This window comes from Umezawaea sp., from assembly GCF_057122925.1.
On the sequence record NZ_DBNGPQ010000057.1, the window covers coordinates 40651 to 53800 of the forward strand.

General features: G+C 71.3%; 13 protein-coding genes. 5 read left to right on the forward strand and 8 right to left on the reverse strand.

Annotated elements, in window-relative coordinates:
- Positions 1–51: 51 nt before the first annotated feature.
- Positions 52–2625: a chitobiase/beta-hexosaminidase C-terminal domain-containing protein gene (locus AC156L_RS13190; RefSeq protein WP_330879720.1), complete on the reverse strand. Its 2574-nt coding sequence runs from the start codon at positions 2623–2625 to the stop codon at positions 52–54.
- Positions 2626–3020: 395 nt separating this feature from the next.
- Positions 3021–4217 (reverse strand): beta-1,3-glucanase family protein, encoded by a 1197-nt coding sequence (locus tag AC156L_RS13195; protein ID WP_330879719.1) that lies wholly within the window; start codon positions 4215–4217, stop codon positions 3021–3023.
- A gap of 213 nt (positions 4218–4430) precedes the next feature.
- Here AC156L_RS13195 and AC156L_RS13200 point away from each other — a divergent pair, with 213 nt between their 5' ends.
- Positions 4431–4916 (forward strand): XdhC family protein, encoded by a 486-nt coding sequence (locus tag AC156L_RS13200; RefSeq protein WP_330879718.1) that lies wholly within the window; start codon positions 4431–4433, stop codon positions 4914–4916.
- On the opposite strand, the gene AC156L_RS13205 is transcribed toward AC156L_RS13200, so the two are convergent.
- Entirely contained in the window at positions 4913–5533 is a 621-nt protein-coding gene (locus tag AC156L_RS13205) for a DUF998 domain-containing protein (protein WP_330879717.1), read from the reverse strand. The two genes, AC156L_RS13200 and AC156L_RS13205, sit on opposite strands and share 4 nt — an antisense overlap.
- Before the next feature lie 139 nt (positions 5534–5672).
- Between AC156L_RS13205 and AC156L_RS13210 the strand changes: the two genes are divergently transcribed.
- Together AC156L_RS13210 and AC156L_RS13215 are read left to right on the forward strand one after the other, a co-directional pair.
- A complete protein-coding gene (locus tag AC156L_RS13210; protein WP_330879716.1) occupies positions 5673–6527 on the forward strand; it encodes an alpha/beta fold hydrolase in 855 nt (284 codons plus the stop codon).
- Between the two features lie 20 nt (positions 6528–6547).
- On the forward strand, positions 6548–6961 hold the full coding sequence (locus tag AC156L_RS13215) for an Imm1 family immunity protein (RefSeq protein WP_330879715.1): 414 nt from the start codon (positions 6548–6550) through the stop codon (positions 6959–6961).
- A gap of 123 nt (positions 6962–7084) precedes the next feature.
- Here AC156L_RS13215 and AC156L_RS13220 read toward each other — a convergent pair whose 3' ends face one another.
- The gene (locus tag AC156L_RS13220) at positions 7085–8155 is read right to left on the reverse strand and encodes an alkene reductase (protein WP_330879714.1); all 1071 of its coding nucleotides are present in this window, start codon (positions 8153–8155) and stop codon (positions 7085–7087) included.
- A gap of 31 nt (positions 8156–8186) precedes the next feature.
- Complete coding sequence (locus AC156L_RS13225; RefSeq protein WP_330879713.1) at positions 8187–8828, reverse strand: hemerythrin domain-containing protein; 642 nt, start codon at positions 8826–8828, stop codon at positions 8187–8189.
- A gap of 105 nt (positions 8829–8933) precedes the next feature.
- Between AC156L_RS13225 and AC156L_RS13230 the strand changes: the two genes are divergently transcribed.
- Both AC156L_RS13230 and AC156L_RS13235 read left to right on the forward strand, forming a co-directional pair.
- Positions 8934–9452, forward strand: a complete 519-nt coding sequence (locus AC156L_RS13230) for a MarR family winged helix-turn-helix transcriptional regulator (RefSeq protein WP_330879712.1) — start codon at positions 8934–8936, stop codon at positions 9450–9452.
- Positions 9453–9531: 79 nt separating this feature from the next.
- Positions 9532–10155 carry an SRPBCC domain-containing protein gene (locus AC156L_RS13235; protein WP_330879711.1) on the forward strand — a complete coding sequence of 208 codons (624 nt, stop codon included), beginning with the start codon at positions 9532–9534 and terminating at the stop codon, positions 10153–10155.
- A gap of 67 nt (positions 10156–10222) precedes the next feature.
- Here the strand turns inward: AC156L_RS13235 and AC156L_RS13240 are convergent, their stop codons facing one another.
- The 3 genes from AC156L_RS13240 to AC156L_RS13250 all read right to left on the reverse strand — a co-directional run bounded on the left by AC156L_RS13240 (position 10223) and on the right by AC156L_RS13250 (position 13139).
- On the reverse strand, positions 10223–11707 hold the full coding sequence (locus tag AC156L_RS13240) for an alpha/beta hydrolase (RefSeq protein WP_330879710.1): 1485 nt from the start codon (positions 11705–11707) through the stop codon (positions 10223–10225).
- Between the two features lie 51 nt (positions 11708–11758).
- Positions 11759–12475 carry a MerR family transcriptional regulator gene (locus AC156L_RS13245; protein WP_330879709.1) on the reverse strand — a complete coding sequence of 239 codons (717 nt, stop codon included), beginning with the start codon at positions 12473–12475 and terminating at the stop codon, positions 11759–11761.
- Positions 12476–12950: 475 nt separating this feature from the next.
- Positions 12951–13139 (reverse strand): hypothetical protein, encoded by a 189-nt coding sequence (locus tag AC156L_RS13250; protein WP_330879708.1) that lies wholly within the window; start codon positions 13137–13139, stop codon positions 12951–12953.
- Between the last annotated feature and the right edge of the window lie 11 nt (positions 13140–13150).

Here is a 13150-nt window from a genome sequence, read left to right on the forward strand (position 1 = left end):
CCCGAGGGCCTGCCCGACCGGCGTGGTCGGCCCTACCGCGGCGCGGTCACGTCACGGGTAGCTCACCACGTTCACCGGCACGGTGCCCGGAGGCGTCACCCCGCCGGTGTCGTTGATGACGTGGGTGATCGTGCCCTGGTAGTTCAGCGAGACCGTGCACAGGCTGTGGAAGCGCACGTTCGGGTTGTTCGGCACCTCGAAGGCGTTGTACGCGCTCACCGAGGGGTTGACGTTGAAGAAGTTGTAGCTGCCCAGCCCCCACGCCTCGTGGGAGGTGACGTTGTCCGCGACCTTGTAGGCCGCGTACCCGTTGCGGCCGCTCGGCCGGTTCCAGCTCGCCTGGTTGGGCACGTCGTAGGGCATCTCGTTCTGGAAGAAGATCGTCTTGCCGCCCTGGCCGTTCCAGATGACCTGCGTCTTCTGGTAGTGCTCCACGAACAGGCCGGTCGCCAGCACGTTGTTGCCGTTGACGATCAGGCCGGTGTCGCCCTTGGCCTGGGTCCACCCCCACGTGCCCGCGTTGCCGTGGTCGGCGCGCCAGGCCCAGATGTGGTCGATGATCGTGTTGTGGCTGTTGACGACCAGGCTGGTCGTCGCGTTGCCCGCGATCGACCCGCCGATGCGGAAGAACACGTCCTGCAACGTCGTCGGGTTGCTCGCGTGGTTCGCCGAGGACCCGGACGGGCCGACGGTCAGCAGCGCCGCCGAGTTCGTCAGGCCGGCGTCGAACAGGACGCCCTTGATCCGGACGCCGTCGACGTCGGCGACCTGCATGGCGTTGACCCCGTTGTCCGGGATCAGCGTCGGGTAGCCGATGCCCAGCACGACGGTGTTGGGCCGCGTGACGTTGAGCGTCTGGTTCAGGTGGTAGATGCCGGGGGTGAAGAACAGGTTGCAGCCCGCCGACAGCGCGGAGTTGATGGACGACGCGGTGTCGCCCGCCTTCACCACGTAGAACTGGCTCATCGGGATCGACGTGCCGGGGGTGGAGCCGTTCGCCCAGCTCGCGCCGGAGGCGTTGGTGCGCAGCGCGGGCGTGAACACCCGGTACTTGCCGGTGTTGTCGAGGTACAGGTAGGGCACGTCGCGGGAGACCGGCGTGGTCGCCAGGGTGGTCTCCGGCGGGTTCGGGAACGTGGTCGGCGGGGCGCCGGGGGTGCCCGAGAAGACCATGTTCCACACGCCGCCCGCCCAGCTGCCGAGGTTGCTGTCGCGGGTGTACCACTGCTGCTGGGAGATCGACGCGGTCTCGCCGGACACCTTCGAGTCGGCGATGTAGCCGCCGCTGGCGAAACCGTAGCTCGCCGGGTAGAGCTGGAGGTTGCCGCGGATGTCCATGCGGCGGAACGGCGCGGCCTGCGCGACGGCCCAGCGGTTGGAGCCGCCGATCGGGTTCACGGCCATGTTCTCCGCGGAGCGCCAGAAGTTCTGGAGCGCCACGCCCTTGTCGGACTCGTTGAACGCGTCGACGGTGATGGCGCCGTTGATGACCACGTCACCGGGGTTCTGGCCGAGGCCCGCGACCGAGGTGTAGTAGCCGACGTCGTCGTGGACGCTGTAGGCGCCGGGCTTGAACAGGTGCGCGATCCGGCCGTTGCCCATCTGGTGGGCGAGGGTGTCCTTCTGCGCGTTGAAGTCCGCGTCGAGCTGCGCCTGGATGGACGTGGCCGACATGCTCGGGTCGAAGATCCGGGTGTTCGGGCCGAAGTTCGGCACGTCGGGCTGCGTCGGGCAGCCCGCGGAGGTGCCGATCGTGTAGGTCGCGCTCGCCACCGCGGAGTTCGCGAGACCGGACTTGACGCCGATGGCGTTGACCGTCCGCGACGACGAGACCGTGATCGGGCCGCTGTACAGCGTCGAGGACGCCGTGGGCGTGGACCCGTCGGTGGTGTAGCGGATGGCCGCACCGGAGGTGGACGTGGAGATCGTCACCGTCTGCGCGGACGAGTACTGGCCGCCCGCCGGGCTGAACGTCGGCGTCGCGACCGGCGTGCCGATGACGTACGCCGCCGTCGCCACCGCGGACGTCGTCGACCCGGACTTCAGGCCGATCGCCTTCACCGTGGTGTTCGACGAGACGGTGATCGGGCCGCCGTAGACCGTCGAGGACGCCGAGGGGGTGGACCCGTCGGTGGTGTAGCGGATGGTCGCGCCGGAGGTGGCGGTGGAGATCGTCACCGACTGCGCCGACGGGTAGGTGCCCGCCGCGGGGGAGAAGGTCGGCGTGGCGACCGTCGTGGACCCGCCGCCGTGGGTGTAGGAGAAGTGCGGCGTGTCGTACTGCGGGCCGCCCTTCTCGTAGGTGAACCAGTAGTCGACCGCGCTGCCGGTGGACAGGCCGCTGATGGTGCGCCGCCACGTGCCTCCGCTGAGGTCCATGCGGAAGTTCTGCTGGCCCTGCCCCGCGACGACGTAGTGGATGTCGACGTAGAGCGCGGCGGTGGTCGGGGTGAACGAGACCTGCGCCTGGGTCGCGTTCACCGACGCGGCCGACTGCGTGTAGTCGTCGGCCGCGGCGGCGACGGACGCCCCCGTGACGGTCGAGGACAGGGCCAGTGCGAGCGCGACGACGGCCGCACGCCAGCGCGACCGGCGCCGGACGGTTTTCTGCGGGCTCCGATTCACGGGGGCGCCACCTCCAAGCAGGGAAAACCGAGGGGGACAACGGGGTGAGAGCGCTCTCACATCGGGACAGTAAACCGATTCAGGCGGACACGGAAGGGTTACACCGAAGAAACAAGCCCGACAGTGGGAAATACACGGGCGGCGGGCCTTCTCGCGTCGGGGAGCCGATCGGTCCCAGCCACTCGACGCTCGCGCTGAACTGGGCGGACGTGCTGCCCGCCCGATCGCCCCGACGTGCCCGGCGGAAGAGCGGTCGCGCCGAGCGGGTGCGTTCTCCACCGGCTTCCGGACCAATTTCGGCACCTGCCGACAATGAGGATTCCGTGATGCGCGAAAAAGCCCGGTGGGGCGCGTTCGAGAACGCGCCCCACCGGGTGCGGGGATTTCGCGGGTCCTCAGAAGGACGTCAGGGTGATGGTGACCGAGCTCGGCACGCCGTCGAACACCAGCGACTCGAAGTTGCCGACGTCGTCGAAGGCGAACCCGTAGGCCTTGCCGTCGACCATGTTGGCGTGGATCACCTTCGAGTAGTGGTCGGTGATCGGCTTGGTGTAGAACTCCTCGCCCTTGTAGGTCGGCTGGGTGTGCAGGAAGCCCAGCGTCGAGCGGTGCAGCGACGCGCACAGGGTGCGGGCCAGCGGGCCGACCACGTCGTCGTTCGGCGCGGCGAGCTTGCCGTCGCAGCCGAACACGTCCTTCGTGGAGGGCTGCGGGAACGACGCGACCTGCTTGCCCGTGGAGTCCTTGAACTGCAGGACCCCGTTGCCGTCGGTGCGACCGGTGTACTTGAGGTTCGGCTGGAACTCGAACGGCACGACCGTGAGGTCGGTGTCGCGGTAGGTGTTCCAGGTGTCGCTCAGGTAGCCGTCGAGGTAGGTGGCGTCGAAGCCGCCGTCGCCCTCCATCGCCAGCCGCGGCGCCAGCGCCCGCAGCCTCGTCCCGTCGGCGCGGGTGTGGATCAGCTTGCCCCAGTCGCCCGGCTCGTCCTCCAGGGCGTCGAGGATCGCGTCCCGTCCACCGGGCTTCAGCTCGCCCCTGGTGCTCGTGCCGCGCTCACCGGTCACCGACACCGAGTGGGGCACGCTGAACATGTCGACCTGCGAGCTGTTGAGCCACAGGCCCGCGTCGTTGTAGGTGAACTCGCTCCAGTCGAACAGCACGTCGCGGTTCGGGTCGCCGCCCGCCCACGGAGCGGGCTGCACGAGACCGCCGTCCTGCGCCAGCAGGAACGTCAGCTTCTGCCCGAACGACATGTACATCCGACCGGAGATCCCGCGGGGCAGCTGGATCGTCTTCGACGACCCGGTGCCCGGTCCCGCGATCGACACGTCGGGGGCGGGCGCCGGTGGGTTCGCGCCACCGCTCCACGCGGTGAACGCGCCCGCCTCGTCGACGTAGCCGAGCTTCCCGCTGGCCAGGTCGGTGCCCAGCACGTACAGGAACACCTCTTCCGAACGCCCCGAGTTGTTCGCGACGCTCAACGGCAGCAGGTTCGGCGGTTGCGCGGCCTGGGCCGTCGCAGCCACGCCGAGGACCACGGGAACGCTCACCGCCAGCGCGGTGAGCAGGTGGAGCAATTTCCGGGTGCGCACAAGCCACTCCAATCCCCGGTGACCGGGTGTGGTGCATGAGAGCGCTCTCCTGAGGAGGCGTTCCCATGGTTGGAGCGCCGCACGTCCAAGGTCAAGAGCGACCGCTTGGTCCTGTGGTCTGGAACCTGTGGACCGAAAAGTGTTTATCCGCGCAGATCGCGGACTTGGGGGTGGTTCTGGACGTCCGGGATTGGTGCGGCGAGACTGTGTCCCATGACCCCCTCAGAGGCCTGCGCGGTCGCGCACGGCGACGCACCGGCCGAGCCCGCCGACCGCACGCTCGTCGCCGTCTTCGCCTCGCCCGTCGCCCGCTACCTGCTCGCCTACGGCGCCGACCTCGGCTACCGCACGCTGCTCGTCGACCCCGACCCCGCGCGCGACGGCGCCGACGCGTTCCCCGACCTCGACGACCGCACCGACGTCGTGGTCACCGACCACCACCGGCCCGAACTGGGCGAGGTCCTGCGCGACGCGCTCGCGGGGGAGTCCCGCTGGATCGGCGTGCTCGGCAACCCGCGCCACCCCGGCCCCCACGTCGAGGCGCTGGCCGCGCTCGGCGTCGCCGAGGCCGACGTCGCCCGCGTGCACCGGCCCGTCGGCCTGAACATCGGCTCGCGGACCCCGCCCGAGATCGCCATCGCCACCCTGGCGGGCCTCATCGCCGAACGCGCGGGCCGACCTGGCGGTTTCGAGTTCTAGCGCACGTCGCCGAGGATCGCCTCGCCCTTGGTCAGCCACGCGAAGCCGAACGCCAGGATCGCCGCCGACTCCAGCCAGAGGGCGAGGTGCAGGTCGGTGTGGGGGAGGACGTTGGCCACCACGATCAGGGCCAGGCAGACCAGGATCACCCAGCCGCACACCACGTACACGCGGTTGCGCTGGACCTTGCGCGGCGTCGGCCGGGTCTGGTCGGACTTCGTGAACAGCACCAGGCAGAAGTACGCCAGCGCGAGGAAGAACACCGACGCGAACACCAGGTGCACCACGCCGACGACGCCCTGGGTCGGCGAGTGGCCGTCGCGCGGCGTCGTGGGGAACAGCGCCAACCCGACCGCCGCCACGCCCGCGGCCGACGCCGTCGCGTTGTCGAGCCCGTCGTAGCCCCGGTAGGACAGCAGGAACGCCCCGACCGCGCACATGGCGCCGATGAACACGTCCCGCATCGGGCTGTAGTAGTAGCCGCTGATCGAGTCGAGGAACTCGCCCCTGGTCAGCAGCACCCCCACCACCAGCACCACGGGCAGCAGCACGCCCACGAAGCCGATCGCGCGCCGCAGGAACAGGTACGAGTGGACGAGCGAGTCCTGCTGGCTCATGGCCACCTCCGCGAGTGCCGCTACCGGGTAGATCGGCAGGGTACGGACCGGCCACGAGCCGCCATCGGGGTGTTCCCGCGCATAACGTTCCCGCGACCGCGTCGTTGGACAGGGCAGATCCGACGCGAGAGGGGCTGGAATGCTGCTCGAGGACGGCACCGAGCTGCACGTGGTGCGCTCCGGCGACCCGGACGCCGCCGTGACCGTGGTGCTGGCGCACGGCTACGCCCTGGACCACCGCACGTGGTGGCGGGTGGTCGAGGGGCTCGGCCGGGACCACCGGGTGGTGGCCTACGACCACAGAGGACACGGCAGGTCCGACCCGGCCACAAAGGACACGGCCACCATCGAGCGGCTGGCCGACGACCTGGGCGAACTCATCGAGCACGGTGTCCCGGACGGCCCGGTCGTCGTGGTCGGGCACTCCATGGGAGGGATGGCCGCGATGGCCATGGCCGAACGCCGTCCCCGGCTCTACCGGCAGCGCGTCGCCGGTGTCGTGTTCGTGTCGACCGCGACCACCGGGCTGGCCGAGACGTCGCTGGCGTGGCCCAAGGCCGTCGGCAAGCTCGTGCGCGAGCTCGAACGGGCCTTCGGGCCGATCGTGCGGGCCGTCCGCGAGAAGATCGAGCCCGCCAAGACGGCGGGTCTGCGCTGGTGGCTGTTCGGCGACCAGCCGCGCGCCGAGGACGTCGAGCTGACCGCCGAGATGGTCTGGGCGCACTGGCCCTCGACCGTGGCCCTGTTCCGCCCCGCCGTCGACCGCTACGACCGCGAGGCGGCGCTGACGGTGGCGCGGGAGAAGCCCGTCGTCGCGATCGTCGGGGACGAGGACAGGCTGTGCCCGGAGTCGAACGCGCTGGCACTGGCCGAGGCCGCGGGCGGGGAAGCGCTGGTCGTCCCGGACGCGGGCCACATGCTCCCGCTCGAACGTCCCGAGGAAATTGTCGCCTGCGTTGCGAAACTCGTGAACTCGGAGTCCCGCGTGCGCTGATCGCCAGCTAGGGTTTTGCCATGGTGGCCCTGAACGCCTGGTACGGCGACGAGTTGATCAGCCTTCGTGGTGCTGACGACCTGGAAGTGTTGCTCGACCGGATGACCCGCGAACACGCGGCAGCCCAAGCCCCTCCGCTGCTCCAGATCTCCAGGAGAGAGCGGGGGTCCTGGGCGATCCTGCACATCGGACTGAACCACGACCGCGGCGTCGTCGGGCACACCGACAAGACCGGTGCCGTCATCAGCACCGACGGCACTGCGCCCACCGGCGCCGAACTCACCTACGACCACCGGGGGGAGCCGCACCCGCTGCCGTCCAACGCGGAGGTCCCGGCGGCCAGCGTCCGCCAGGCCGCGCACGACTTCCTGCGCACCGAGGGAGCCCGCCCGACGTGCGTGCGGTGGCAGGTCACCGTCTCGCCCGCCGACTGACCCACCCCGTCCACTCCGGACGGTGCCCACCGTCCGGACCCACCCCCGTGACCGGTTGAGACGGTCCACGTGCACGGCGGAGCCCCTCGACGAGGTGTCGAGGGGCTCCGCCGTGCCGCGGCGTCAGGCCTTCAGCGTCGGGTAGTCCAGGTAGCCCGTGTGGTCGCCGCCGAAGAAGGTGGAGGGGTCCGGCGCCTCGTACGGGCCCTGCGCGGCGAGCCGGGCCGGGAGGTCCGGGTTGGCCAGGTAGGACGATCCGAACGCGACGAGGTCGGCTCCGACGTCCTCCAGCGCGTCGTGGCCCGCCTCGTGCGGCGCCAGCGGGTCGGCGTCGCGGTGCGGGTTGAGCACGAGCGTGTGCGGCCACGCGGCCCGCAGCTCCTTGGTCAGCTCGCGGTTGCCCGCGACCTCCATGATGTGCAGGTAGGCCAGCGGCAGGTCGCGCAGCGCCTCCAGCAGCGCGAGGTACAGCTCGCGGGAGTCGCCCTCCTCGATGCCCTGGATCAGGTTCGCGGGGGAGATGCGCAGCGCGGTCCGCTCCGGCCCGATGGCGTCGGCCACCGCGCGGACGACCTCGACCGCGTACTTGATGCGGCCCTGCACCGAGCCGCCCCACTCGTCGGTCCGCTGGTTCACGCTGACCGACAGGAACTGCTGCGCCAGGTAGCCGTTGGCGCCGTGGATCTCGACGCCGTCGAACCCGGCGGCCACGGCGTTGCGGGCCGCGGCGACGTGGTCGGCGATGATCTCCACGATCTCGTCGTGCGTGAGCGCGCGGGGCGTCACGTAGTCCTGCGGGCCGGTGTAGGTGAAGACCTGGCCCTCCGGGCGCACCGCGGACGGCGCGACCGGCTGGAACCCGGCGATCTCCGGGTGGCCGATGCGGCCGGCGTGCATGATCTGGGCGAAGAACGCCGCGCCGTTGGCCTGCGCGGCCTTGACGACCGGCTTCCAGCTCTCGACCTGCTCCTCGGTGTGCAGGCCCGGCGTGTTCGTGTAGCCCTGGCCGGACAGGCTCGGCTGGATGCCCTCGGTGATGATCAGCGCGGCCGTGGAGCGCTGGCCGTAGTACTCCGCCATCAGGTCGGTCGCGTGGCCCTCGCGGGTGGCGCGGCTCCGCGTCATGGGCGCCATCGCGATCCTGTTGGCGGTCTTGACGGTGCCGACGGTGGTCTCTTCGAACAGCCTGCTCATGTCTTCCGCTCCTGTTGTGTGACCTCGGCCGTCAGAGCTGGCCGGGGAAGAACCCGTGACGGGAGAGGGGCGCGACGAGTTCGCGCTCCTCGTAGGCGAAGTGCGACAGCACCGTGTCGGTGAGCAGGTCGACGGCCTCGGTGATGGGTCCGAAGTCCGTCGGGTCGTCCGCCAGGCGGATGAGCGCCCCGTCGACGCCCTCCAGCACGGTGTGGATCGCGTGGTGCTCCTCGGTCAGCCGGTCGAGGACCTCGGCCAGGTCCCGCTGGCTGCGCCGGAGGTGCGGGAAGACCTGCTCGGTCTCCATGCCGTGGTGCTGGGTGAGGGAGGCGCACTGGGCCTGGCACGCGCCGTGCAGGCGCCAGTCGACGGTGCGGAGGGCGAGCCCGTTCAGCTCGCCCCGCGCCTGGCCGATCCCGGTGCCGCCGTCCCTGACCCGCCGCAGGATCTCGCGCACCTTCGCGAGTTCCGCGCGGTAGTGGTCGTGCACGGCGATCAGGTGGTGCCCCGCGCTCAGCCCTCGCCTGGTGAACCGCACGTCGTCGTCCGGTTCCGGCGCGGTCGGCCGGTCGTGCTCGCTCAGCACCGACGTGGCGCCGAGCCGTGTGCTCGGAGCGGTGCTGGGGACCAGTCCGGTCCGGCGGGTGACCCATCCGCCCCTGTCGTCCGACACGTCCTGACCTCCTCAAGTGCGTTACCTCAAATATAGTCTGTCCGGCAGAACATCTGTCAACTAGAAAATATGCCCGGACGAACAAAGGCGGTGTAAGCTGCGGCTATGGCCACGGAGCGGTGTCACGAACTGGCGGAGGGGGACACCCTGCGCCGCGACTTCGGCTGGGCGCTCGGGGTCGTCTTCCGCGCCTACCTCAAGGCCGCGAACGAGGCCACGGGCTCGCTGCCCGGCGGCCCGCGCGGTCACCAGGTGCTGGAGGCGGCGACCAGGCGGCCCCCGGTGAGCCAGAGCGTCATCGCGCAGGAGATCGGCTGCGACCGCACCGTCATGACCTACCTGCTCGACGACCTGGAGCGCGAGGGCCTGCTCACCCGCCGCCCCGACCCGGCCGACCGGCGCAGCCGCCAGGTCGTCGCCACCGAGAAGGGCGTCGAGCGGCTGGAGAGGCTGCGCGAACTCATCGTGCGCGCCCAGGACTTCGTGCTCCAGGAACTCGACGAGGAGGACCGGCACGTGCTGCGGTGCCTCCTCCAGCGCTCCGCGGTCCGGCTCGACTCGCTCGACCCGACGGCCCCGTGCAACGTGGTCCGCGACATCGCCGCCGCCGACCACGCCGGATAGGTCAGCTTTTACTTATATAAGCCTCGTCTGTCATACTGGGCCGCGCACGCGGCACCGGATGACGGCAGAGGGGCTACACATGATCGACATCGCCAACCACCTGAAGGCGATCCACCGCGAGGTGGGCAGGGGCCAGGCCGCGAGCGGCGAGGTGGTCAGCGTCCTGCTGCGCCGCGAGTACGACGCGCACGTCGCCGACGTCTGGGACGCGCTGACCGACCCGGACCGGGTCAAGCGCTGGTTCCTCCCGGTCAGCGGCGACCTGCGGGAGGGCGGCACGTTCCAGCTGGAGGGCAACGCGGGGGGCGACATCCTCACCTGCCTGCCGCCGACGACGCTGAAGGTCACCTTCGGCGGCCCGACCAGCGTCGTGGAGCTGCGCCTCACCGCCATCGGCGACGAGGGGACCGCCCTGGAGCTCGAACACACCGTGCCGATCGAGATGGCGGGCAGCGGCGCGGGCGCCCTCTACGTCGGCCCCGGCTGGGACGGCGCGTTCCTGGCGCTGGCGCTGTTCCTGGCGGGTGAGACCGCCGAGGACCCGGCGGCGGCCGCGAACTCCCCGGAGGCCCAGGAGTTCTCCCGCCGGTCGGTGCGCGCGTGGGTCGCCGTCGTCGAGTCGTCCGGCACCGCGACGGCCGACGAGATCGCCGCCGCCACCGAGGTGTCGCTGGCCCAGTTCGCCCCGGACGTCACCGACTGACGCGACCGCGCCGCGGGCGGGCCCACCCCGCTGGGGCGAGCCGACCCGCGGCGCGGTGGGCCGGGGACTACCCGATGGACAGCGTCGGGCCCTCGGACCTCGGGGCCTCGGCGGCGCACCGGACGTCGTGCGCCGGGCGCTGCCCGCCGACCAGGTACTCGGTCACCCGGTCGTCGGCGCACGCGTTGGTGCCGAAGAGGTAGGTGCCGTGCCCGCCCTGGTCCACGGTCAGCAGCGCGGCCCGGTCACCGAGGGCGCGCCGCGTCGAGAGCGCGCCCGCCAGCGGCGTGGCGGGGTCCCGGTCGTTCTGCGCCATCAGCACGTTGCGCGGCCCGCGGTCGGAGATCCGCACCGGCTTCTCCGCGGCGTCCGGCCAGAAGGCGCACGGGTACACGTTGGCCGCCGCAGCGCCGAACATCGGGTGGCGGACGCGGTCCACGGCGACGTTGTGCTGGTAGGTCGCCACCGACGTCGGCCAGCGCGAGTCGCCGCACACCACGTAGTTGCGGCCCGAGATCAGGCTGTCGAGCCGAGGGGGAGCGGGCGTGTCGTTCGGCGGCAGCGGGGCACCGGTGTCCAGCGACCTCCATACCTCGGCCAGCGCGGTGAACGACCTGTCGGTGGTGCTGTAGAGCCCGCCGAAGGTGAGCGCGCGGAACAGCGGGCCGGTGACGCCCTCGGGCGACGGCGTCCCGTCGAGACGGCCCGCGATGTCGAAGTACTTGGCGCGCACCGCCTCGGGCGTGCCGCCGAGGCCGAACTCGGGACGGGCCGCCGCCCACTTCGCGAAGTCCGGGAACGTGTCCTCCACGCCGCGGCCGTACAGCCTGCCCGCCTCGACGTCCCAGCCGCCCGCACCGAGGTTGCTGTCGATCACGACGCGGTCGGAGGTGCGGGGGAACAGCGTGGCGTACACCGCGCCCAGGTACGAGCCGTAGGAGTACCCGAGGAACGACGCCCTCCGCTCGCCGAGCGCGGCGCGGATCCGGTCGAGGTCGCGGGCGATGTTCGCGGTCGTGTTGTGCGGCAGCAGGTACGCCGTCGACGACGTGGTGCACTGCTGCGCGATCTTCTTCACCGCCTCCGCCCTCGTGAGCACGTCCTGCGGCGTCACGGCGTACGGCGGGACGCTGCCCGCGTACTGCTGCTCCAGCGTCAGGTCGCACGTCGCGGGCGTGCTGCGGCCCAGCCCCCGCGGGTCGATCCCGATCACGTCGTAGGAGTCCCGCACCTCCTGCGGCAGACCGGCCAGCCGCAGGGTCGCCGGGAACGTCAGGCCCTCGCTCGGGCCACCGGGGTTGGTGAGCAGGACGCCGCGGCGCTTCTCCGGGTTCTTGCTGGCGATGCGCGAGATCGCCAGTTCGATCGTCCGGCCTCCCGGATCCCGGTAGTCCAGCGGCACCCGGAGCGTCCCGCACTCCACGTCGGGAGCCGCGACGTCGGCCGGGCACTCGGCCCACGTCACGGTCGGGGCGGGCGTCGCCGCGGACACCCCCGGCGCCACCGCCATCGTCGCCGCGGCGGCCAAGACCGCCGTCACATACCTTCGCATTTGCAAATACCCTTTCGTTGGTGGGCCCGCCGTGGGTCGAACCGGGGTTCCTCAGCCGTTCATGCGCACCAGGACGTCGATCTGCGCCTCGTTGTAGAGCTCGACGACGACCTTGCCCATCGTCCGCATCGCGAACTCCTCACCGCGAGGCGCGCCCGCGTAGATCCCCGCCGGAGCGGGGAACCTGGCACGCAGCTCCCGCACGATCGGCAGCGCGCTCATGCGGTCGGCCAGGTCCTGGCGGGTCTGCTCGTCCGCGTCGGCAGGCAGGGCGTCGAACTCCAGCCCCACCGGGTCCTTCGCCTTCCCGTCCAGCACCTCGGCGTAGGTGGCCAGCGCCTCCGGCGACATGAGCTGGGCCAGCACGACGGTGACCGAGCGGTCCTTCGGCGACATGTCCGCGCCCGCGATCGTCGCGGCGATGTCGAACGGCAGGTCCGTCGGCACCTCCCGGCGCAGGATCAGCGCCAGCTCGCCCCGCACCCGTCGCAGCCGCTCGACCGTGGCCGCCAGCTCGGCGTCCAACCGGCGCAGCGCCTCGCCGGGGTGCTCGTCCTCGTCCCCCAGCTCGGCGATCCGCGTGAGCGACAGCCCCAGCCCGGTGAGCCGCTTGACCCGCAGCACGCGCACGAGGTGGGTCACCCCGTAGCTCTTGTAGCCGTTGGCCCGACGCTCGGGCTCGGCCAGCAGCCCGACCTCGTGGTAGTGCCGGATCGTGCGCAGCGTCGTGCCCGCGAGCTCGGCCAGCTGACTGGTGCTCCACCCCACGACGTCGCCCCCCCTCGGTGGTCCTCGACGCGGTCGCGTCGACACGGCAAGTGGAAACCATGCCGTTGCGGCACGGTCAAGCGTGGTGGAAACTTTCCGACCAAGGTATGAGCTGGGTGTTCACCTTCGTCCCGCGCGGGTCCGCGGATGGTCTCGCCCGACCGCGCCGACCGGCTCGGCAACGGGACGGGGGTGGGCGGCGACTCCTGCTGGTGACCGCTGGCACCTGCCGACGGACACCGATGCGGAGCGTGCGGCGATGCGCGGACTGGTTCTGGTCGTCGCCGTCCGGCTGGTCGTCGCCGTCCTCCGCGCGGTGACCGCCCGGACCGCCGGTGCCGCGCGGCCCGCAGGCGGCTCCGCGACCGGCCAACCGGTTCCGCAGCGGGACCCGGTCGCCGGTGGGGCACGTGAGCGGTGTGCGGAGCCGTCGAACTCACGCGCACCGTCCCCACGAGATCGACCACTTCCACGGTCAGACCACCTGCTCCCGGACCTCCCCGCAGCTCACGGTCATCAGCCGCAACGGCGAGGTCGCCGCGCGGCGCGGTGCGAGCATCGCCACCAGCATCCGGATCGCGTGCGGACCGGGGCCGCCGTCCAGCTCGGCCTCCAGGCGCTCCCGCCGCGCGAGCGGCGTCCTCCCGACGCTGATTTCCGTCAACTGACAACGGT